The organism is Brevibacterium sp. HMSC07C04, assembly GCF_001815905.1.
Taxonomy (GTDB): domain Bacteria; phylum Actinomycetota; class Actinomycetes; order Actinomycetales; family Brevibacteriaceae; genus Brevibacterium.
Genome location: NZ_KV823268.1, coordinates 83,568 through 105,788, shown reverse-complemented (window position 1 = coordinate 105,788; position 22,221 = coordinate 83,568). Strand labels below are relative to the sequence as shown.

The 22,221-nt window shown below is 63.6% G+C and carries 21 protein-coding genes; 11 read left to right on the top strand and 10 right to left on the bottom strand.

The genetic code is table 11. The features are described 5' to 3' along the window. Positions 1-79: 79 nt before the first annotated feature. The 5 genes from HMPREF3162_RS07905 to HMPREF3162_RS07885 all read right to left on the bottom strand — a co-directional run bounded on the left by HMPREF3162_RS07905 (position 80) and on the right by HMPREF3162_RS07885 (position 6,577). Positions 80-1,000 (bottom strand): uroporphyrinogen decarboxylase/cobalamine-independent methonine synthase family protein, encoded by a 921-nt coding sequence (locus HMPREF3162_RS07905; RefSeq protein ID WP_070777540.1) that lies wholly within the window; start codon positions 998-1,000, stop codon positions 80-82. Further along, positions 1,001-1,990, bottom strand: coding sequence for a magnesium and cobalt transport protein CorA (locus HMPREF3162_RS07900; RefSeq protein ID WP_256282696.1), 990 nt, complete (start codon positions 1,988-1,990; stop codon positions 1,001-1,003). 180 nt (positions 1,991-2,170) lie between these two features. Next, entirely contained in the window at positions 2,171-4,525 is a 2,355-nt protein-coding gene (gene metE, locus HMPREF3162_RS07895; RefSeq protein WP_070777538.1) for a 5-methyltetrahydropteroyltriglutamate--homocysteine S-methyltransferase, read from the bottom strand. A gap of 133 nt (positions 4,526-4,658) precedes the next feature. Continuing rightward, the gene (locus HMPREF3162_RS07890; protein WP_070575081.1) at positions 4,659-5,642 is read right to left on the bottom strand and encodes a methylenetetrahydrofolate reductase; all 984 of its coding nucleotides are present in this window, start codon (positions 5,640-5,642) and stop codon (positions 4,659-4,661) included. 116 nt (positions 5,643-5,758) lie between these two features. Next, entirely contained in the window at positions 5,759-6,577 is an 819-nt protein-coding gene (locus HMPREF3162_RS07885) for a DUF8083 family protein (RefSeq protein ID WP_070777537.1), read from the bottom strand. 163 nt (positions 6,578-6,740) lie between these two features. On the opposite strand from HMPREF3162_RS07885, the gene HMPREF3162_RS07880 reads away from it, so the two are divergent. Further along, positions 6,741-6,941 carry a DUF3073 domain-containing protein gene (locus HMPREF3162_RS07880; RefSeq protein WP_070575086.1) on the top strand — a complete coding sequence of 67 codons (201 nt, stop codon included), beginning with the start codon at positions 6,741-6,743 and terminating at the stop codon, positions 6,939-6,941. A 154-nt stretch (positions 6,942-7,095) separates the two neighbouring features. On the opposite strand, the gene purM is transcribed toward HMPREF3162_RS07880, so the two are convergent. Genes purM through HMPREF3162_RS07855 form a run of 5 tightly spaced genes read right to left on the bottom strand, consistent with a single transcriptional unit; the run spans position 7,096 to position 11,794 of the window. Beyond that, positions 7,096-8,268 carry a phosphoribosylformylglycinamidine cyclo-ligase gene (gene purM / locus HMPREF3162_RS07875; protein ID WP_256282695.1) on the bottom strand — a complete coding sequence of 391 codons (1,173 nt, stop codon included), beginning with the start codon at positions 8,266-8,268 and terminating at the stop codon, positions 7,096-7,098. A gap of 1 nt (position 8,269) precedes the next feature. Beyond that, positions 8,270-9,781, bottom strand: coding sequence for an amidophosphoribosyltransferase (gene purF, locus HMPREF3162_RS07870; protein ID WP_070777536.1), 1,512 nt, complete (start codon positions 9,779-9,781; stop codon positions 8,270-8,272). Between the two features lie 31 nt (positions 9,782-9,812). Further along, positions 9,813-10,247 (bottom strand): hypothetical protein, encoded by a 435-nt coding sequence (locus HMPREF3162_RS11800; RefSeq protein WP_070777535.1) that lies wholly within the window; start codon positions 10,245-10,247, stop codon positions 9,813-9,815. A 52-nt stretch (positions 10,248-10,299) separates the two neighbouring features. Continuing rightward, the gene (locus HMPREF3162_RS07860; RefSeq protein WP_070575094.1) at positions 10,300-10,683 is read right to left on the bottom strand and encodes a sterol carrier family protein; all 384 of its coding nucleotides are present in this window, start codon (positions 10,681-10,683) and stop codon (positions 10,300-10,302) included. A 40-nt stretch (positions 10,684-10,723) separates the two neighbouring features. Beyond that, on the bottom strand, positions 10,724-11,794 hold the full coding sequence (locus HMPREF3162_RS07855) for an asparaginase (RefSeq protein WP_070777534.1): 1,071 nt from the start codon (positions 11,792-11,794) through the stop codon (positions 10,724-10,726). A gap of 75 nt (positions 11,795-11,869) precedes the next feature. Here HMPREF3162_RS07855 and purD point away from each other — a divergent pair, with 75 nt between their 5' ends. The 10 genes from purD to HMPREF3162_RS07805 all read left to right on the top strand — a co-directional run. After that, the gene (gene purD / locus HMPREF3162_RS07850) at positions 11,870-13,159 is read left to right on the top strand and encodes a phosphoribosylamine--glycine ligase (protein WP_070777549.1); all 1,290 of its coding nucleotides are present in this window, start codon (positions 11,870-11,872) and stop codon (positions 13,157-13,159) included. Then, a complete protein-coding gene (locus HMPREF3162_RS07845; RefSeq protein ID WP_070777533.1) occupies positions 13,156-14,079 on the top strand; it encodes a phosphoribosylaminoimidazolesuccinocarboxamide synthase in 924 nt (307 codons plus the stop codon). Before purD ends, HMPREF3162_RS07845 begins: the two co-directional genes overlap by 4 nt. 144 nt (positions 14,080-14,223) lie before the next feature. After that, entirely contained in the window at positions 14,224-14,481 is a 258-nt protein-coding gene (gene purS / locus HMPREF3162_RS07840; protein ID WP_070575100.1) for a phosphoribosylformylglycinamidine synthase subunit PurS, read from the top strand. Between the two features lie 83 nt (positions 14,482-14,564). Further along, complete coding sequence (purQ, locus tag HMPREF3162_RS07835) at positions 14,565-15,260, top strand: phosphoribosylformylglycinamidine synthase subunit PurQ (RefSeq protein WP_218079178.1); 696 nt, start codon at positions 14,565-14,567, stop codon at positions 15,258-15,260. A 4-nt stretch (positions 15,261-15,264) separates the two neighbouring features. After that, positions 15,265-16,320 (top strand): DUF6882 domain-containing protein, encoded by a 1,056-nt coding sequence (locus HMPREF3162_RS07830; RefSeq protein WP_070777532.1) that lies wholly within the window; start codon positions 15,265-15,267, stop codon positions 16,318-16,320. Positions 16,321-16,432: 112 nt separating this feature from the next. Next, complete coding sequence (locus HMPREF3162_RS07825) at positions 16,433-18,523, top strand: alpha/beta hydrolase family protein (protein ID WP_070777531.1); 2,091 nt, start codon at positions 16,433-16,435, stop codon at positions 18,521-18,523. Next, on the top strand, positions 18,516-19,295 hold the full coding sequence (locus HMPREF3162_RS07820; RefSeq protein WP_141759566.1) for a hypothetical protein: 780 nt from the start codon (positions 18,516-18,518) through the stop codon (positions 19,293-19,295). The genes HMPREF3162_RS07825 and HMPREF3162_RS07820 overlap by 8 nt, the downstream gene beginning before the upstream one ends. Continuing rightward, complete coding sequence (locus tag HMPREF3162_RS07815; protein ID WP_070777529.1) at positions 19,262-19,840, top strand: hypothetical protein; 579 nt, start codon at positions 19,262-19,264, stop codon at positions 19,838-19,840. Before HMPREF3162_RS07820 ends, HMPREF3162_RS07815 begins: the two co-directional genes overlap by 34 nt. Positions 19,841-19,897: 57 nt before the next feature. Beyond that, entirely contained in the window at positions 19,898-20,881 is a 984-nt protein-coding gene (locus HMPREF3162_RS07810) for a glycine betaine ABC transporter substrate-binding protein (protein WP_083304183.1), read from the top strand. Positions 20,882-21,004: 123 nt separating this feature from the next. Beyond that, positions 21,005-22,221 (top strand): AMP-binding protein (locus HMPREF3162_RS07805; protein WP_256282694.1); only part of this gene is annotated, 1,217 nt, incomplete at its 3' end.

The following is a 22,221-nucleotide window of genomic DNA, read 5'->3' as shown; positions in this document are numbered from 1 at the left end:
GAAACGCGCCCGTCACCGATGGTGGCGGGCGCGTTCTATGACAACAGCTGCCGAGGTGCGGCTTCCGTGCACCTCTCCCCTACCCCATGACGAGGCGGAGGACGGCTGCCCGTGCTTCTTCGGCTCTTCCTGCCACTGCGGTGCGGAACTGTGCACCGGCGGCAATCAGCGCCGCTGTTGCTGCCTGCGGGTCATTGCCCAGATCGAGCACCGCTTTGGCTTCGCCGCAGGCATCGGCCTGTTCGGCGGTCTCAACAAGAACTGCTTCAACCGCTGTACCCTGCGGGGCTACCACGGCGAAGATGCGCGGCCGGGCAACATCCGCCTCGAGCACGGCAATGTTCTCCCACACCCTGCGGGCAAGCTGGTCAGCACCGCTGACCGGTGAATCGACCTCGACCTCGCCTAACGCTGGCTGACGCTCATCAATCTGCACCCACACGGTCCCGTCAGCGGCCATAAGCCGCAGGACCTCGGAGTAGGCGTTGGTGAGCACATCCACCCACGCCTGCCCCGCGGCATCATCGGCCAGTCCCCCGGCAAAAGCCCGAAGAACAGATGCTGGACCGGCGAAAACCGGCCGGATTTCGAGCCCTTCCTCATCGAATGCTTCGGCCCGCAGATCGAAAAGCCGTCCCGGACGCACTGGCCCGGCACTCGGGGCCGCAGCACCGGTCAGACCCGCGGGTGGTTCAAGATCGAGCTCAGCCCGCAGACTCACGTGAGAGCTCGAACCGCCGATGAGCCCCAGCACAATCGCGGTCGAAACCAGCAGCGAGCCGTGCGCAAAGTCGGCCGGAATCGCATGCGGTTCATACAGCCCATCGTCAGCCAGCTGGCGGTACGCTGACAGTCGGGCGGCACGCATATCGGATTCATATTCGGCCTCGTCAATTTCGCCCGCGAGAAGCCGCGCAACTCCTGCATCCCGAACGTCGGCAAGGAGCTCGCGTGGAACAGCCAAAGTCGTGGCGGCGGGAAAAGCACGGGAAAAGTCCACTTACATCCAGCCCTTTTTCTTGAACACCACGTACAGAACCACGGCGAGCGCGACCATCGCACCAATCGCCATCGGGTAGCCGAAGGACCAGTTGAGCTCCGGCATGTCCGTGAAGTTCATACCGTAGATCGCGCCGATGAGCGTCGGGGCGAAGAGAATGGCCGCCCAGCCGGAGATTTTCTTCATGTCGTCGTTCTGGCGCTGCGAAACGAGGGTCGAATTGACCTGCAGAATCTGATTGAGTGCATCCCGCAGCTCAGAGATGTCAGGAATGACAGTCGCCAGGTTGTCAGACACATCTTCCAGATATGTCTGCAGCTCTTCGTCTTTTCCATAGCCGTGCCGGGTGATGCCGAGCAGCAGACGGCGAATCACGCCCATCATCGACGACGAGGCCTGCTGCAGTTCGATGACCTCACGCGACAGGCGGTAGATGCGCTCGGCAACCGCGGGGTCACCCGAAAACACCTGCCGTTCAATCTGCTCTTTGTCGAGTTCAAGCCCCCGCAGAACCGGAGGATAGTCGTCGACGAGGGAATCCAGCAGACCGTGAATGACGGCCTCCGAGCCGTGTTCCAGGAGGCTGTCGTGTTCAGACCAGCGTTGAATGAAATCGGCCGAACGGCTGTGCCACGCTTCTGCAGCCGCAGCGTTCTGACACAGAATAGCCACTTGGTTGTCGCGCATGAGCACGTGAATTTCGCCGACGTCGATGTCTTCTTTTGAGTCCCGGTAGACAACCGAGTTGACCACCACGAAAAGAACATCGCCATAGCGTTCGACCTTGGCGCGCTGCTCTTTGGCCTCAAGGTCCTCCACCAGCAGCGGGTGGAGATCCCACACGTCCTCAAGTTCACTGAGCTGTGCTGCGGTGGGCCGATCAACAGCAAATGCGACCACACGGTCCTCGTGCTTGCGCGCAAGCGTGTCAATTGCCGTGATCTCGTGTTCCATGTCGATCGAACGCAGACCGAACTTGTCAAAGGACACACCCCGAATGTTGTGCCGCACGGGAGCCGGCGCAGCCGTCTTCTCACGACTTCGGCTGGCAACGCGGGGGAAGCGGAGCCGACGACTGGAACTGGAGTTGTGAGCACGAACCATGCCCTCATTCTCACACGTCCCAGCCGTCAATCCGCGTCCACTCAGAAGGCTGAGAGCAGCGGACCCTCAGACATGAGCGGCCGCAGCGACGCCAGCTCCCTGCCTAATGCCCAGCAAAGCGGCACGAGCGTGCACCAGATTGCGCAGCGACGCCTCGGTCTCCCGGTAGCCGCGCGTCTTCAGACCGCAGTCCGGGTTGACCCACAGGCGGTCTGGGCCGATCGACTTCAATGCCGCTCCCAGCAGATCCTCCAATTCGGCCGTTGACGGCACGCGCGGCGAATGGATGTCCCACACACCCGGGCCGATCTCAGCGTGGAAGCCGTCATCGAGAGCATCCAGCAGCTCCATACGCGAACGCGCCGCCTCGATCGAGGTGACATCGGCATCGAGCTCCTGAATTGCCGTGATGACCTGGCCGAACTCGGAGTAGCACAAGTGGGTGTGGATCTGCGTGTCCACACGAGCTCCCACAGCGCACAGTCGGAAAGCGCGCACAGCCCACTGAAGGTATTCAGCACGGCGATCTTCGCGCAGAGGCAGCAGTTCGCGCAGAGCAGGTTCGTCGATCTGGATAATCGGGATGCCTGCGTCTTCAAGGTCGCTGACCTCGTCTGCCAGGGCGAGCGCAATCTGGTCGGCGGGCACGCTGAGCGGTTCGTCGTCGCGCACGAACGACCACGCAAGAATGGTCACCGGTCCGGTGAGCATGCCTTTGACAGGTTTGTCGGTGAGGCTGGCCGCATAGGACGACCACGGGACGGTAATCGGCTCGGCACGGCTGACATCGCCGAACAGGATCGGCGGGCGCGTACAGCGGCTGCCGTAGGACTGGACCCAGCCGTTGGCTGTCGTGGCGAAACCGTCGAGGTGCTCTGCGAAGTACTGGACCATGTCGTTGCGTTCGGGTTCACCGTGGACGATGACGTCTAGGCCGATGTCCTCCTGCAGGTCCACAACGCGTTTGATTTCGGCCCGCATGGTGTCGGTGTATTCGGCCTCGTCGATCCTGCCGGCGCGAAAAGCCGCACGAGCCTTGCGGACGTCATCGGTCTGCGGGAAGGAGCCGATTGTGGTTGTGGGCAGATCAGGCAGACCCAGGCGGGCTTTCTGCGCGGCACGGCGCTCATTGACATCGCCGCGGCTGACTTCGGCTGGCAGGGCTGCCGTGCGCTGTCGCACCGCATCATTGTGGGTGCGGGCGGATTCGGTGCGGGTGCGCTGTGCTCGTGCGGCACGCGCGAAGGCAACCTCACGGCTCTGCGTGGTTCCGGTGGCGAGTGCTTCTGCGAGTGCTTCGATTTCCGTGACCTTCTCTTCTGCAAAGGAGAGCCATCCGGCGACGTCAACGGGGAGGTTCACTTCGCCTTCAAGGGTGTAGGGCACGTGCAGCAGCGATGTCGAGGTACTCACGGATACCGGCCGGTCGAAACCGCGCAGTGTTTCCAGTTGGGTTTCGAGGTCTGCCGCCCAGATGTTGCGGCCGTCGATGATGCCGGCCACCAGGTGCGTCTGCGGGGGTACGGCCGCCGTGATCCGTTGTATGTAGTCCGGGTCGGCTTGCAGAGTAGGTTTGGAGATGTCGACTGTGAGAGCTTCGGGAGCGACTGAGGCAAGCGCATCGAGGCCTGCCCGCAGTGAACCGTAGGAGGCGGTGACTGCGATCTGCGGGCGCTCATCGCCGACCGCGGCACTCAGCAGAGTGCTGTAGGCCGATTGTGCAAGACCGGCCAGTTGGTCATCATCAGCGGCGTCGAAGTCGGCGACAAGGGCCGGTTCGTCCAGCTGCACCCATTCGACTCCCGCTTCTGCCAGGGCAGCAAGAACCACCGCGTAGTTCTTCACCAGATCGTCAAGCCGGTCCAGGGGCCGGAAGTTCGGGTAGTCTTCCGCAGCCTTTGACAGTGCCAGTAGAGTCACCGGCCCCACCAGTACGGGACGGACAGTGTGGCCTGCCGAAGCGGCTTCTTCCACGAGCGCCGTCACTCGCTGTGGGCGGGGAGTGAAAACGGTGTCGGGACCGATTTCAGGAACGAGGTAGTGGTAGTTCGTGTCAAACCACTTGGTCATTTCAAGGGCCGGGCGGTCATCGGTGCCGCGAGCAAGGGCAAAGTACTCTTCCCAATCGAGGTCTCCAGCCGCACCGCCGAGAACTCCGACGGCCGCGGCGGTTTCAAGAACCTGGTCGTAGGCGGCGAAGTCGGCAGGCACAGCGTATGGCTGATTCAGGCCCAGTTCTGTCAGTCGGCCGTAGGTTTCCAGCCGCACGGAGCGTGCCGCTGTTTCAAATTCAGCAGGCGAGATCTTGCCTGACCACAGAGCTTCGAGGGCTCTCTTGAGTTCGCGGTTCGGTCCGATCCGCGGGTAGCCGGTGACGGTCGCAGTGGGGTAAGCGGCCCAGGTGCGTTCAGTGTGAGACATGTGCGTCCTCTCATAGCTGTACCGGAAGCCGCAGTCTGACTTCCTTCGCTTGCGACACTAAAGACGATGGGCCGGTGGGCTCCCCTCTGCTGTCATCTGGCGGTCACGGAAGATCACAGTCCGTCACACGGGTTCACACAGCTTCACGACCGACCGCACCGACAGTCCTCGCGGCGATGCCCAGTCGGTTGAGCACTTCGAGCGTTGTCCGCGGGTCATTGAAGGTGTAGAAGTGCAGGCCGGGAGCTCCCGCGTCGAGAACCCGCTGGGCGAGTTCCACGGTGGCGGCCAAGCCGATGTCGCGGGCGTGTGCGGGGCTGCGGGCTCCTTCCAGCTGCTCGGTCAGCCGCTGGGGCGGCACCAGACCGGACAGGTGGGCCATTCTGTTCAGCCGGGCGGACGAGGTGATCGGTAAGATCCCGGGAATGATCGGCATGGTGACGCCGGCCAGGTGGGCTGAGCGCAGCAGGCGACTGTACGCCGAGGTGTCGAAGAACAGCTGAGTGATGGCGAAGTCCGCACCAGCCCGCTGTTTCGCGGCGAGGACGTCGAGGTCTTCGTCCGGACCGCTCGATTCGGGGTGGCCCGACGGATACGCGGCAACCCCCAGGGACAGCCTGCCACCGCAGAAGCGGGCAGCGCTGCGTTTTTCCAGCTGCCGCACACGAGTGACGAGAGCATCCGCGTGCGGCAGGTGGTTCTCCGGTGGACGGGTCTGTCCGGCGGCCAGGTCCCCGCGAACTGCGAGGAAACCGCGCACCCCGGCGTCAATGAACTGCTCCACCCATTCCAGCAGCTCGACCGTGGGAGCGGCCGTACACGCCAGGTGCGCCAAAGGCCGAAGCCGGGTGGTTGCGGAAAGCTCGCGAACAAAATCTGCCGTCCCCTGTACCCAACCGGATTTCGCTGAAGATGTGATCGCCACGTAGTCGGGCCCGTACGCTTCTAGAGCGCTGATCAGCTCCGGCAGAACCTCACGCGCCTGAGGTGTGCGCGCAGGCATGACCTCGAAAGACAGTGCGGGGCGCACGGGCCTCGGGAACCGCAGCTCGGCTGCAAAGTCTTCGGCCAGTGCGGGCGCAGATGCGGATTGTCTGCTTTGGTGTGCGTGTTCCATACGGTCACACTAGAAATCCGGCCGCGACGGCGTTCATCAATCGTCACGAAGCCGCCGCGAACAGTCAGAAAGCGTCACACGTCCCAGCCGACACGCCTCAGCGAACGTGCGGTCCTTCAGCTGGAACGGGAAAACAGGCCCAGCTTCTCCCAGCTTTCCGTGTACAGGTTGAAGGCTGCGACAGCGCTGTCAAAGTCATCGGAGTCAAGCGCATCCACCCACGAGTCAACGTAGTCCTGCGCCTGCTCAGGATCGAGCACACCCGTCATGCCGCCCAGGTCGAGCTCAAGAACCGCGTTCGGATCAAAAGTCTCCAGCCACTTGCCGAACTGCGCCGCGGATTCGACAACAGCGCGCAGCCGGGACTTCTCCCGAACCACAGACAGAGCCCAGCCCACACGAGCAGAGGCAGCCACAATGTCCGTCCTGATGAAGGTGCGCTGGGAGCCGTCCTCCGCCTCGTCAGTGCGGACCCTGTCAGCGTCGAGGTCAAAGGCGAGCCACCACACGGGTGAAACCTCCCAAGCGGCGGTGCGGGTGAACACACGGTCATCGGGGTCGTCCTGCAGCCACTCCACACGCCGGGCAGCGGCACGCCTGCGCGCGGACTTCAGCACAAGGGTGTCGAGTTCATCGCGTGAAACGTTCTCCGCCAAAGCGTCAACAGCGTGCCACGAGCGAATATCGTCCTGTACCGGGCAGACCCGCGTAATGCCATCGCCCCACTCTTCTGCCGTGAGGAAAATCGGAGTGCCGCGATAAGAATCGGCAATAGGGTCCGGTGGGAAGCTGATCAGCCGGGCGTCAGCATCGGCTGCAACAAGCTCCTCGATCATCGCGCGGTTGTCCGACACCGGATAGTCGCCGAGTTCCGGATGTGCGTCCAGCGGTTCGAAAACCCTCAGACAAACCTGATACCTGCGCTCATAAGCCATACCGTCCAGCCTAGCCGCACGGCTGAGCAAACGGCGTCTTATGGCCCGTCTCAAATGGCAAAGTGCATAGGGGTCCGATAGAATGACGCCGAACTGAAGCACACAAACGCAAACCGGGGCCTATCTTGGGTGCCCTGGATCGACGAAGAGGGGGTCGACGCCTGTGGGTCGCGGCCGCGCTAAGGCAAAGCAGATCAAGGTAGCCCGGAAACTCAAGTACTACAGCCCCGAAACCGACCTTTCCGCCCTTCAGCGGGAGCTTTCCGGCAAATCAGGATCGAACGACTACGATCAGTACGACGACGATCCCGACTACTCCGAATACGCAGAAAAATACGCAGACTACGATTCCGACGAAGACTGACGGACCTTAGTCTGCACGGACAGTGGGGGCAGCCAGCTTGGTCTGGCTGCCCCCACTGCTTGTTTTAGCTGGCCTGTTTTGGTCGGCGCACCGCCGGGCGCTGGTGAACTGCCGAGGTGCCGCCCCAGTCAGGCGGCACCGCTGCGGGACAGTCTCAGTCCAGCAGGATGGCCGCACCGCCGTCGACGCCCTTAGCGCCGGTGACGTAGAAGCTGTCGGATGAGTGTTTGCCGGTGTCTTCGGCAACCTCGCCTAGAATCCACGAACCGCGGAAAGAGCCCAGGACATCGTCCACGCGGTTGGCGTCGACGATGAGCACCATGCCCACACCCATGTTCCACGTGCGCTCACGGTCAGCCTGCGGAACACCGCCCAGGTCGCCCAGCACGCTGAACACCGGGGGAACCTCCCACGTGCTGCGGCGCATAATGCCGATCGAACCGGCAGGCAGGACGCGTGCCATATTGGCCGACAGGCCGCCGCCGGTCACGTGCGACATGGCGTGCACCGCACCGGGCTGGTTTTCCAGAAGTTCGAGCAGCTGACCGGTGTAGACCCGGGTGGGCACCAGGAGCTCTTCGCCCAGGGTGCGGCCGAATTCATCAACGCGCGCGTGCAGGTCCCAGTCGGCATCCGCGATGATGCGCCGCACCAGCGAATACCCGTTTGAATGCAGACCGGAAGCGGGAAGTCCGATGAGGACATCGCCTGCCTGCACTTTCTGCGCACCGAGCATATCGGCGGCCTCAACGACTCCCGTGGCAGCACCTGCAACATCGTATTCGTCTTCGCCCAGCAAGCCGGGGTGTTCCGCAGTTTCACCGCCGACCAGCGCAACATCGGCTTCGCGGCACGCTTCGGCAATACCGCGGACGATGTCGGCGATCCGTTCGGGAACGAGCTTGCCGCAGGCAATGTAGTCGGTCATGAACAGCGGCTTGGCCCCACCGACGATGATGTCGTCGACAACCATGCCCACGAGGTCCCAGCCGATCGTGTCGTGAATGTTCATCTGCTGGGCAATTGCAACCTTCGTGCCCACACCGTCAGTGGAGGACGCCAGAAGCGGGCGGTCGTAGTCCTTGAGGAAAGAAGCGTCGAACATGCCGGCGAAGCCGCCCACACCGCCGACGACGTTCGCGTTGTGCGTTGCCGCCACAGCGGACTTCATCAGTTCGACGGCACGGTCACCGGCTTCGACGTCGACCCCCGCAGACGCGTAGGTGGTTTCGGGCCTGTCGGTCAGACGGTGGCCGTCTTCATCCGCTTGGCCTGTAGAAGCAGCCGGTCCGTGCAGGGGGCCAGTCGCGGAATTCGGCGGAGTCATGTCAGCTGTCCTTTGTTCCAGATGTTCCAGAGAGTTCTGCGTCAGTCAGATCGGCTTGCGGCGGAATCGGAATCCTGTAGTCACCGGAGAAGCAGGCCGTGCACAGCTCACTGCTGTTCTGCGTGGTTGCCTCGATCATGCCGTCCAGGCTGATGTAGCCGAGCGAATCAGCCCCGAGAGAACGGCAGATCTCCTGGGTGTCGAGGCCGTTGGCAATGAGTTCGGCGCGGGTGGCGAAGTCAATGCCGAAGAAACACGGCCACTTGACCGGCGGTGCGGAGATCCGCACATGGATTTCCTTGGCGCCGGCTTCGCGCAACATGCGGATGAGTGCGCGCTGCGTATTGCCTCGGACAATCGAGTCGTCCACAACCACCAGGCGCTTGCCCTCGATGTTCTCTTTCACCGGGTTGAGCTTGAGCCGAATGCCCAGCTGGCGAATGGTCTGCGAAGGCTGGATGAATGTGCGGCCGACGTAGGCGTTCTTCATCAGCCCCTGCCCAAACGGGATGCCCGATTCTTCTGCGTAGCCGACCGCGGCGGGCGTACCGGAGTCCGGGGTGGCGATCACGAGATCGGCATCGACCGGGTGCTCACGGGCCAGACGGCGGCCCATTTCTACCCGCGAACTGTGCACTGTTTTGCCGTTGATGACGCTGTCGGGCCGAGCCAGGTAGACGTATTCGAAAACGCAGCGGGCAGCCTGCTCCTGGGCAAAGCGGTGGCTGCGCAGACCGTCTTCGTCAATTGCTATGAGTTCGCCGGGCTGGATTTCGCGCACGAACGACGCTCCGACGATGTCAAGAGCGGCGGTTTCTGATGCCACAACCCAACCGCGGTCGATCTTGCCCAGCGCCAGCGGGCGCACACCGTGGCGGTCACGTGCGGCGTACAGGGTGTTCTCGTCCATGAACACGAGACTGAAAGCGCCCTTGATCTGCGGCAGGAGGCCCAGTGCGGCGTCAGTCAGATTGTCGGCATCGGATGATGCGAGCAGCTCCGTGATGAGCGATGTGTCAGACGATGAGTCGCGGTGGGCGCGTGTGCGCCGCGGTTTCTGCTTGTGGGCGGCAACGACTTCGCGGTGCTTGTCCAGGCGCTCATCGGCCAGGCTTTGGAGTTCGTCGAAGTTCGTGAGGTTGCCGTTGTGGCACAGGGCAACAGATCCGTAGCCTGTTGGGCCCAGGGTGGGCTGGGCGTTTTCCCAGGCGTGCGCGCCGGTTGTGGAATAGCGGGTGTGGCCGATGGCCATGTGGCCCGGCAGGGTTTCGAGGTCGTTTTCGTCAAACACCTGGGAGACGAGCCCCATGTCGCGGAAGACGAGGATCTGCTCGCCGGTCGAGGCGGCAATGCCAGCCGACTGGGTGCCGCGGTGCTGCAGGGCGTAGAGGCCGAAGTAGCTGAGCTTGGCGACTTCCTCACCCGGTGCCCACACACCGAACACGCCACATTCGTCTTGGCCTTTGTCGGCGGAGTCAACAACAGCTGTCAGGTGTCCATCTGCACGTGCCACAGTCGCTATTGTTCCACACGCTCTGCCGGATTCAGCCCTCTCGGTCTGCGCGGGTCTGTTCGGCGGCAGTCTGGTCGCGCTGCTCTTCTGGGCTGGTTTCGAGCGAGGTGCCGTCGGCTTCCTCTTCTTCTTCGGCTTGAGCTGCCCGGGCGGCTTCTGCTGCCTCAGCTTCTGGTCCGCCCTGCTCTTCGTAGTGGCCGGTGACTTCCACGGTGCGCGCCTTGCGCCGCAGAACCGCATCCAGAATCAGTGCGACCCCGGCACCCAGAACGGCTCCGGTCAGCGCGAGCAGAACAACTCCCATGCCGACGACCGCGCCGCGGCTGTACTCCTGGGTCAGCTCGCCCATGTCGAAGGGAAGAAAAGCCAGCACACCGGCGATGAGAACTCCAACAAGCGCCCCGACGGCAGCGAAGGACCCGTACTTCGGGGCTCGACGGACGGAGACGAGGGCGGTTTTCTTCATCGGGTTCTCCAGACGACTGGGCTTGAGGCAGTTTGCGGACCGGCAGACGATTCTAGAGCACGCCGCGAAGAGGCAGATGCTCGCTCAGGTCTGAGCGGGTGCCGGAGGCTTCCACCCGGCCGGCCTTCACCTCGTCAGCGAAGTCAGCCTGCCCCGTGACCAGCAGGAGCCAGGTCTCCGGCTGGACCTCGACGACATTCGGGGGTGTTCCGCGGGAATGCTTGGGACCCTCGATGGCCTGGGCGGCGGCAAACGGCGGGATGCGGATTTCGACCGCACCACCGGGGTTGCGCTCAGCGAATTCCTCCACGGCGTAGCGCACGGCGGTGGCGAGGGTCGCTCGGTCGACGTCACCGCTTTGGTGGTTGCGCCACTCCTGCCAAACCTCAAGTGCTCGACGCCCTTCTTCGGGATCAATGCGACGGCGGATGCTCATGCTGCTCCTCAGTGCTGTTCGGTGCGGCTCAGTTCGGGTCTCAGACCGGGAGGTCTTCGCGGTCGGCGGCTGTGCCGGTCGGGGCGTCCGGCCTGGATGCGGCGAGTTTGGATTCCGCGGCCAGCAGGCCCGCGCCGGGCAGAACTTCACCGGCATCGAGCGCGCGTCCGTGTTCGTCTGCCCCGCCCGTGACGCGCGGCGCAACATCGGACAGAACCCCCAGCGCGGCCTCCATGTTCACCGCACCTGCGGATGCAAGCAGGCGCAGGGCGACAAGTGAGGCCGGGCGCGAAGAACCGTCGAGCACTTTGACCGCAGCCGCCCAGCCATCGGGTGTGGCCATGACACACACGCCCTCGGCGCCTTTTTTGGCGAGGATGCCCAGCCGTTCGATGACGACCGAGTTCTCTTTGCCGCGGCCTTCGATTGCCCACGGGCTGCCCAAAACGGCAGACATCAGCTGATGAGCGCTCTCGGTTCTTCCAGAGGCTGCGCCGGAGATTCCGCGGGCCAGACCGGGCAGGCTCAGCGCATATACGGGGGCTCCGCAGCCGTCGATTCCAGCAGCGCTGACAGCTTCACCGCAGAAGTCCTCCACTGTCTGCCGAACCTGCTTCTGCACGATCGAATCGGGGCGCAGATAGTCTTCCGGCCGTCCGCCTGCGATCTTCTGTGCCATGAGGAAGGCGGCGTGTTTGCCGGAGCAGTTGAAGAACAGCCGCGATTCAGCCCGGCCGCTCATGCGCATAGCCGCCCTGTTGTCAGCATCAGCCGGTGCGCAGGATGGGCACTGGAGGTCGTCTTCGCCGAGGTTGACCGACGACAACATGCTCTTGACAACCGACACGTGTTCGGCTTCTGCACGGTGGCTGGCGCTTGCCAGAACCGCGGCCTCCCCAGAAAGCGGCACGCCCAGCTGCATGCACGCAATCGCCTGCAGCGGTTTGAGGCACGACCGGGCGAACACCGGCTCCGCAGGGGCCCCTATCGCTGCGACGACAACACCGCTGGGGTCTACGAGAGCCGCCGAGCCGATGTGCCGCGATTCGACGAAGTCAGAGCGGGATACGACGGCGAGCTCTTCGGAGCTGTCTGCGGTGAAGGTCTGCATGCCGTACACCCTAAGCGCACGCCGCCACGAGGTCACGTCAGAGCCCGTGCGATGTTGACGGCTAAACTTTTCGTTGTGAAGGTCTTGGTTTTGGGTTCGGGCGCCCGCGAACACGCCCTTGTCACCGGTTTGGCCGCCGATCCCGGAGTTCACGCGCTCTTCGCAGCGCCCGGCAATCCGGGTATGGCACAGGAATGTGAGATTCGCAGCGTAGAACTGACCGACCCGCGGGCGGTTGTCGCACTTGCCCACGAGCTTGCGGCAGACCTCGTAGTCATCGGCCCCGAAGCTCCCCTGGTTGCCGGTGTCGGCGATGCGTTGCGGGAAGCGGGGATCGCAGTCTTCGGCCCGGATGCCGCCGCGGCAGAGCTTGAAGGCTCGAAAGCCTTTGCCAAGGAGATCATGCAGGCCGCGGGAGTTCCCACATCGCAGTCGGTCGCCGCGACCTCGCTTGCCGAATGTGAAGAAGCATTTGACCGATTCGGAGCCCCACACGTGGTCAAAGCCGACGGCTTGGCCGCCGGCAAGGGCGTTGTCGTCACATCTGACAGGGACGAAGCCCTGGCCCACGCCCGCGCGTGCCTTGCCGAAGCGGACCGTGTTGTCATCGAGGACTTCCTCGACGGACCCGAAGTGTCGCTGTTCGTGCTGTGCGACGGCACCACCACGGTTCCGCTGGCCCCGGCGCAGGACTTCAAGCGGGCACTCGACGACGATGAGGGCCCCAACACCGGCGGCATGGGCGCCTACACTCCCCTGCCGTGGGCTCCCGCGGATCTGGTCGACGACGTCATTGCGCAGGTCGCACAGCCGGTTGTCGATGAAATGGCCCGCCGCGGAACGCCCTTTGTGGGCCTGCTGTACTGCGGGCTGGCGCTGACGAAGAACGGCATTGAGGTCATCGAGTTCAACGCCCGGTTCGGCGATCCGGAAACCCAGGCTGTTCTGCAGCGGCTGACAAGCCCTCTGGGCACTGTGCTGCACGCTGCGGCAACCGGTCGGCTGGCACAGCTGCCGCCGCTTGAATGGGCCGACAAGGCGGCCGTCACGGTTGTCATGGCCGCGCAGAACTACCCGGCCAGCCCCGCCAAGGGCGATGTCATCACCGGCATTGACCAGGCCAATGCACTGGAAGACGTGCACGTGTTCCACGCTGGAACATCGACGGCAGGCAACGGGGAACTGACAACCAGCGGCGGGCGCGTACTGTCGGTGACCGCACTCGGTGCCGATCTTGCCGACGCGCGCAGCCGCGCCTACGAGGCCGTTGGCCTTATTGAGTGGCCCGGCGAGCACCATCGCACCGACATTGCCCAGGCCGCAGCAGAAAACCGCATCACGATCCCGCAGGGAGGAAGCCGATGACAGGCCACCAGGTTGAGGCAGTCGCCGTTCCGGGTTGGAAGCACGTCTACTCCGGCAAGGTCCGCGACCTCTACGTGCCCGAAAGCGCCGAATCGATTGAGGTCGCCCAGTCTCTGCTCATGGTCGCATCCGATCGCATCTCCGCCTACGACTTCGTACTGGAATCGGAGATCCCCCACAAGGGCGCCGTCCTCACCGGGCTGTCCGCCTGGTGGTTCGACCAGCTGGGGGACATCGTCGGCAACCACGTGGTGAGCGCCGATGTGCCCGCTGAGGTTGCCGGGCGCGGACTCATCTGCGAACCGCTCACCATGTTCCCCATCGAGTGCGTGGCACGGGGCTACCTGACCGGATCGGGGCTGGCCGACTACCAGCGAACCGGAGCTGTCTGCGGAGTGGCGCTGCCCGAAGGGCTCGGCGAATCCGATCGTCTTGCCGATCCGATCTACACGCCCGCGGCAAAAGCCGAGGTCGGCGAACACGACGAGAACATCACCTTCGAGAAGTCAGCCGACATGATCGGCGAAGCTGATGCGCAGGCTCTCCGCGAGCTCACGCTCAAGGTGTACGCGCGGGCTGAGGAAATCGCCCGCGAGCGCGGCATCATCCTGGCTGACACGAAGTTCGAGTTCGGCCGCAACGGTGCCGGAGACATTGTGCTGGGAGACGAGGTGCTCACCCCGGACTCCTCGCGGTTTTGGGACGCACACGACTATCAGCCGGGCAGATCACAGGCGAGCTTCGACAAGCAGTTCGTCCGCGACTGGCTGACCAGCCCCGCATCGGGCTGGGACAAGAGCAGCGGACAGCAGCCCCCTCAGCTGCCCCAGGACATCATCGAAAAGACTTCGGCACGCTACATCGAGGCCTTCGAAAGGATCACGGGAGACCCCTTCCCAAAGCCTTCGACCACCGCGTGACCACACCGGCCGAAAAGTGGGCCTGAAGGCCTACGGGGCCCGGGTCCAACACCTGGTGAGGCGGCTGCGCGGCTCATCGTAAGTGCCTTCGTACGTTGTTAAGATGATGGCGCCGTCATCACCGGAGCGAACGAAGGAGCGCAGGTGGCACGTTACATCGTCGAGGTCATGCCGAAACCCGAGATCCTCGATCCCCAGGGCAAAGCCATCGGGGCGGGACTCGATCGTCTGGGATTCTCCGGTTTCGCGGTTCGCCAGGGCAAGCGCTTTGAGCTTGAGCACGACGGCGAACCCACGGACGAAGTCCTCGAACAGGTGAAGAAAGCAGCCGAAACGCTGCTGGCCAACACCATCATCGAAGACGTTGTCGGCGTCTACCCCGCTGAGGACGGCAACAAGTGACCGCCACCCGCACCGCCTACACCGACGGCGGACCACTTATTGGAGCCCAGCGCTCAACCACGGTGCTCGACGGGGCCCAGAACGTGCGCATCGGCATTGTCACGTTCCCCGGCACCCTCGACGACCGCGACGCCGCTCGGGCCGTCACGCTCTCGGGAGCACAGGCCGTGAGCCTGTGGCACGCGGATGCAGACCTCAAGAGCGTCGACGCTGTGATTCTGCCCGGCGGCTTCAGCTACGGCGATTACCTGCGCTGCGGCGCTATCGCCCGCTTTGCTCCCGTCATGGAGTCCGTGATCGCCGCAGCCGAGGACGGCATGCCCGTCCTGGGCATCTGCAACGGCTTCCAGGTTCTGTGCGAAGCCGGACTGCTGCCCGGAGCTCTCGTGCGCAACTCCGCCCAGCAGTTCATCTGCAAGGACCAGGAACTTGAAATCGTCAACGCCGACACCGCCTGGACCCGCGACTACGAAGCCGGCGAAAAGATCATCATCCCGCTGAAGAACGGCGAAGGCTCCTTCCAGGCTCCCGCTGAAACCCTCCGGGAGCTCGAAGCGGACGGCCAGGTGCTCGCCCGCTACGTGGGCGCCAACCCCAACGGATCAATCGACCTCATCGCGGGTGTGACCAACAAGCGCGGCAACGTCGCAGGACTCATGCCCCACCCCGAACACGCTGTCGAAGCCGGCTTCGGCCCCGATTCCGCTTCCGGCATGCGCCAGGGCGTCGACGGTCAGGGGTTCTTCACGTCCGTGCTGCGCACAGTTTTGGAGAAATGAGTTCATGAGCGAAATGGATACCCTGCTGCGGCAGGCTGCTTTCGGATCGGTCGAAGCCCAAAGGACCTTTGAATCTCTTCTGGCCCAGACCAATGGCGAATGGGAAGTCGACCTGCAGCGCGGGCACATTGTGTTCGGCGATCAGCTGCACGCCGACGTCCATCTTCTGGGTTCCACCGACACTGTGTCCGGAACCTGGCGGTGGGCGTGGTCGGAGCTCAGTGACTTCTCCGGTCCCGTTGTCGAACTTGCCAACGCAGTGCGCGACTACGGTCAGAGCGAGGGGATCAACGACCTCACGCTCGATGAGTTCAAAGCAGGTGATGACGACGCCCTCGGTCTGGTGATCGCCGCCAAGCGGATCACGGGCCACTGGGTGCACTACCCGCTGAAAACCGGCACGATGACCGTCTGGACTCTGCTGGACGTGCACGGCCTGGGCGAGCTCGGACCGACCATCCGCTCGGTCGTCAAAGCGCTGGCTGCCGGTGTGAAGTCAGGAAGCATCACCGGTCACAGGCAGGCGCTGCTTGACTATGCGGCGCTGCGCGGCTTTGCTGTCGCTCCCCTGGAGGGCACCAGCCTGCGGATCCTGCTGACCGACGGTTCAGCTGACATCGACTTCGACAAGCACTCCCGCCTGACCAGCTGCCAGGTTCACGCACCGCTGGCTGGCGAAGCTGAGGCGCAGTTCAGCGCCGCCCAGCCGGTTGCACCGCAGTCGGTGCCGATCGAAGTCGACTTCAGCGTGCTTGAACAAGTCGATGAAGAACCGCGTGCCGAAGAGGCCGCCCCCGCCCCGGGCGAACACTATTCGGGCGTCGGCGAAGTCAGCGAACCAACACCGGCACCCACGGAACCCGAAGAGGCCGAGACGCCGCAGGCTCACGAATCAACCGAGGCTCCCGAAGCCACAGAGACTCCTGAAAAGCAGGAAGCGCCTTCGGAGTCGGCACAGGAAGACACGTCGGAACCCGAGCCCAAAACCGCGAGCCCGGCACCGGTCGAAGACCAGCCCAAGAAGAAAAAGGGATTCTTCGAAAGGCTGTTCGGCCGATGACGAGGACGGAAGCGGCCTTACCGCTGCTGCCATAGCCGCTCTGCTGCGCTGAGCGGTCCTACCCGCAAACCCCTATATGGCTGGGGTCACTTTGCGCCGGTAGAGTGTCGGCATGGTCGAAGAAGCTCACTCTCCGTCGTACATCCCCACCCTCACGTCACTTCTCGATGCGCCGCGCACCACTGGTCTGAACTGTCGCCGTGACGGCGGTCCCCTGTTGGCCTCCGTACAATCGCTGGACGGCACGGGGCGCACCTACACCACGCATCTGGCTGAACTCGCCGGTGATAAGAACACCGATTACGCGACCCCACGGCGTTTGACCCGCGGAGCAGCTTCGATCGGTGCGACCGCTATCGCCGACGACGGCTCGGTCTTCTTCACCGCCAAACGGGCCGGTGACGACGGCGATGAACCCGGCGACGCCGCACTGTTTCTGCTTCCGGCCCGCGGTGAAGCGCGTCGCATTGCCACACGCCCCGGCGGCTTCGGCCCGGTCGTCTGTCGCCCCGGTGTGCTCGTGGCACAGCTGACAGTGCACTCGCAGGCAGGCAGCGAAGAAGAGCACGCTGAGCTTGCCAAGAAGCGCTCAGACGCGAAAGTCTCCGGCATCCTGCACGCTGAGTTCCCCACCCGCCGCTGGGATTCCGACCTCGGGCCGAGTGTGAACCGACTGGCGGTGGCACAGCTGCCGCAGGATTTGGGGAAGCTGAGCTCCACCTCGGACGATTTTGCGCTCAAGCGCGACGGCGACGGCCTTCCGCCGCTTCTGGACTTCACATACCCGCAGATGCCGGACGGCACTCTCATCGCGTGGGAGGTTTCCGCCGACGGCGCGTGGGCGCTGGTGACAGTGCGGCGGACACTCATAGACCACATCGACCAGGTGAGCATCCACCGGGTCGACCTGACCGGCGAACACGCGCCCCAGCAGCTGCTGACGTCCCAGCCCACGGACGCGCGCTGGCTGGGTGCGCTCAGCCCGGATGATTCGCGCGTAGTCATTGAACACGTCGCCGAATGGATGCCCAATCAGGATTTGGACCCTCAGACCTACGTCCACTCCGTTGACAGGGCTGGCGGGTTGACCGGTGAGCAGCGCCTGTGGCCGGAGTTCGACCAGTGGTTTGACACTGTGTGGCTCGATGACAGCACGCTTGTGGCCGCATCCGATGACCACGGCCGCGGTTCCGTGTGGATCGGTGGTCTGAACGATTCGGCCCCGCGCAGGCTGGCTGGCGGTCCGGGGCAGAAGTACACCTACTCCGGGCTTGCCGTACACGACGGCCGCGTGGTGGCTCTGCGCTCTGCCATTGACTGCCCACCGCAGCCGGTGGCAATCGACCCGACCAGCGGTGAGGTCACCGAACTTGCCAATCCGACCGGAGCGGTCAAGGTGCCGGGTCGGCTTGACGAGGTCACTGCGACTGCTGAGGACAGCACCGAGATTCGCGCCTGGCTGTCGCTGCCGGAAGGCGACGGCCCACACCCGCTTGTTGTGTTTGCACACGGTGGTCCGTGGGGATCGTGGAATGCGTGGACCTACAGGTGGAACCCGGCACCGTTTGTGGCTGCCGGCTTTGCGGTGCTCCTGCCGGATCCCGCGATTTCCACCGGCTACGGCCAGAACATGATTGCCCGCGGTCAGCAGCAGCTGGGCGGCACACCTTTCACCGACATCATGGCTTTGACCGACGCGACCGAAAAGCGCGCTGACATCGACTCTGTGCGCACGGCTTTTGCCGGTGGGTCCTACGGCGGCTATATGACCAACTGGGTTGCTGGGCACACGGGTTCGCGCTTTAAGTGCGCTGTCACCCACGCGTCCCTGTGGAACACGGAATCCATGGGCCGGACAACCGACAATTCTTCGTGGAACGACGCGATGGCCGGTCAGTCGCGGGAGTACTCACCGCACCTGTACGCTGCCGACATCGAGATCCCCATGCTCGTCATCCACGGCGACAAGGACTACCGGGTGCCCATCGGCCAGGGTCAGGAACTGTGGTTTGACCTGCTGCGCAAGACGAAGACCCCAGCTGGGCCGGACGGGCTGACGCAGCATCGCTTCCTGTACTTCCCCGACGAGGGCCACTGGATTTTGGGCCGCGGCAATGCGGAGGTCTGGTACCGCACATTCATCGACTTCCTGCGCCACCACGTGCTGGGCGAAGAAACCCAGACGGCAGCGGAACTTGGCTAGGACAGACTCGCCGGGTCATGGCCGACTGCTGCGGCCGGGTGTGCTGTTCACGTACACCTGGCCGCCGCTGCTCGCGGCAATCGGCAGCGTCGTCTTAGGAGTAACCGACTCGCTGTTGATAGCGCACTATTCGACATCGGCACTGGCCGGTGTGGCTCTGGGTGCGGCACTGTATGAACTGCCCATCAACGCGCTGCTCGGCGCACTCATGGCCTACCGTATTTTGGCCCCTCGTCAGCCACAGGGTGACGATGGCGGCCTGGAAACAGGTGGTTTGGCAATCGCCCTGAAGCGAGTTCTGCCGTTTGCCGCCCTGCTCTCATGCGCTGGCGTGGCCGCGTCCGCCTGGGGCTTTTTCACGCTCAGCGACGCCACATGGTCGGCGGCTCTGTCATACAGTGCGGGCCGCGCACCGTCCCTCGTCACAGAAATCGCCGGGGCAACCATGGCGATTGCTCTTGTGGCTTGGGGTCGGACGAGCGTCCCACTGATCGCCTTTTTGATTTCCGGTCCTGCAAACCTTCTGCTGGACGCAGTGCTCATCTACGGTCTCGGCCCTGCACCGGAGCTCGGGGCCTTCGGAGCTGGTATTGGGAGCACCATCAGCACAATCCTGCCGCTGTTTTCCTCGCGGGCCTCATCGCAAGACACCGCACACAGAACAAACCGAGCGCCGAAGTCCGCAGGAGCTATGCCGAGTGGCCAAAGCTCGCCTGGCCTGCAGTGGGCTCCGCGGTCGTGGACTACGGCGGAAATGTTGTCTTCACGCTGATTCTCGCCGCCTCGGGCACAGCCGCACTGGCGGGAATGCGCTTTGGCGTGCAGGCCCATCTGCTCGCATTCATCTTTGTATCCAGTGTGTCGTCCGCAGCCCTGTACATCCTCGGCAAGGTCTATGCGGAAGACCCGAACACCATCCGAGGCGGAGCGAGGGAAGTGCGCAGAACGTTCTTCTTGATCGGAGCTGCTGTCGGCTTTCTCGTGCTGCTGGGTGGATTTGCTGCCGCACCGTTTTCGTCACCTGATTCCGATGTCGTCTCCGCCGTCCGTCTCTCGACTGCTGTCGTCGCGCTGCTGTGCCCCATCGCGGGATTGACGTACGGCAATGTCACTCTGCTGCGGCTGTTCGGGATGACGAACCGCGAGTTCGTCAGCAATGCGCTGGGTGTGTGGTGCGCGCAGATTCCCCTGGCCCTGCTTTTCGTTCTGCTGGCAGACGGAGTGCTTCCCTTTTTCGGCCTTTTAGCCTACTGGGCCCTTCGCTGTGCGGTGAGCCACCGCCAGGTGACACGGCATGTACTCGCGCGCAGCCTGTAAGGCAGCCAACCCGCTTGTTACTGTGAAAACGATGACAACCGCTATCGAAGGAGCATCGTGAAAACTGCACGCCTACTCACCGCTCTCAGCGTTTCCGCTGTCATGCTGTTCACCGGCTGCAGCGGAGGAAGCGGGGGCACCACTGAAGCGAACAAGGATCGCGACTGGGGCGACTGCACGCCCGCGGAAAACTCCAAACCGCTCGACGGCGTTGAAAGCGCAGAAGACGAAGACAAATCCGTGACCGTCGCCGCGTTCAACGGTTGGGATGAAACGATCGCGACCGCGCACCTGGCCAAATATCTTCTGGAGAAGAACTACGACTACTCGGTCGAAGTCAAGATGTTCGATCTGGCCCCCGGCTTTGTCGCCACCGCCAACGGTGATGTCGACTGGATGTCATCGTCAATGCTGCCGGTCACCCACGCAAAGTACATCGAGGAATACCAGGACAAACTCGAAGACCAAGGATGCTGGTACGACCAGGCCCAGAACGTCGTGGCCGTCAACGAAGATGCCCCGATCACCAAACTCAGCGAGCTGAAGGACCACAAGGACGACTTCAGCGGCGAGATCGTCGGCATCGAAAAGGGCTCAGGCCTCATGGGCGCAATGGAAAAAGACGTCATCCCAGAATACGGCCTGGAAAACTTCAAGCTCATCTCATCGTCGACCCCGGCAATGCTCGCAGCTTTGAGCAAGGCTGAGAACAGCGGCGACAACATCGCCGTCACTCTGTGGCACCCGCACTGGGCGTACGACGAGTTCAACATCCGCGACCTCGAAGACGACCTCGGTGCCTTCGGCGACCCAGACTTCCTCTACTCGTTCTCACGTGTCGGCTTTACGGATGAACACCCGCAGGCAGCGCAGGCCCTGAAGAATCTGGCGCTGACCCCAGAACGTCTGGAGGGCCTGGAGAAGGTCATGGCCAAAGACTACGACGGCAAAGAACCGCAGAAAGCCGTCGATGAATGGGCTCAGGACAACCAGGACTTCTTCGACGAATGGCAGGGCGGCGGCCTCAGCGCAGACAGCTGATTTCCGCCGCATAACGTCATCTTCACTTCACGGCCCGTCATACACCCGTCATGTATGACGGGCCGTGAAACTGTGTGACCGCTTAAGCTCCCCACGAGGCAGGGCTCTGGAAGCCTCACAGCTATGACTGGACTGCACACACCCCTTTCGCCGCTGAGCTTCCTTGAGCGCAGCGCCTGCGTCTACCCCAACCGCACAGCCGTCATCGACGGCGAAACCGCACGCACATTCGCCGAGTTCGCCGCCGATGCCCAACACCGCGCACAGCTGCTGGCCGACCTCGGCATCCGCCCTGGCGACCGCGTGGCCTACATGGCGCCGAACACCCTCGAAATGGCAACCGCTCAGTTCGCGGTGCCGCTGGCCGGTGCTGTCCTCGTCCCGCTGAACATCCGCCTGACCAGCGCAGAAATCCACTTCATCCTCGAACACTCCGGCGCAAGGGTCTTCGTCATTGACGCCGAATACATCCCGGTTGTCCAACCGCTGATCGGCCAGCTCACAACCGTCGCGACCATCGCCGTCGACCGCACTGCCGACCCCGCCGCACACCTGCCTGAAGGCTTCGTCGACCTTGCGGACCTCCTAGCCCAGACCCAGCAGCCGGGAGCAGACCAGACCGGGCAGGCACCTCGTGAGTTTCAGTGGGCGCCCCACAGCGAACTCGACCCGCTGGGCATCAACTACACATCCGGCACAACAGGCAATCCCAAGGGCGTCATCGTCACCCACCGTCAGGCGTACACAAACGCCATCAACCAGGTGATCCACTCCCGCTTCGACACCGACAGCGTCTACCTGTGGCCCCTGCCGATCTTCCACTGCAACGGCTGGTGCGGCGTGTGGGCGCTCATCGCAGCCGGCAGCACCCAGGTGTGCCTGCGGGCAGTGCGCGGACCGAAGATCTGGGAGCTCATCGACCGCCACCGGGTCACACACTTCAACGGCGCACCGACCGTCGTGCGCACTGTGCTGGCCACCGACGAAGCCCACCGGCTGAACTACACACTGCGCGTCACCTGCGGCGGAGCGCCTCTGGACCCGCGCACGCTGGCCGATGTCGAAGCCCTCGGATTCTCCGTCACCCACTCCTTCGGCATGACCGAAACAGCCGGTCCTTACACGATCGCCTACGAACAGGACGAGTGGAAGGACCTCCCTGCTGAGACCCGGGCGGCTCTGCTGGCCAGGCAGGGTGTGGGGCAGATCGGCTCCAGCGAACTGCGCGTTGTTCAGCGCGAACCCGACAGCGATGGCCTTCTTGTCGATGTGCCCGCCGACGGAGCGACAATCGGCGAGGTCGTGGTGCGCGGCAACACCGTCATGGCCGGCTACTACCG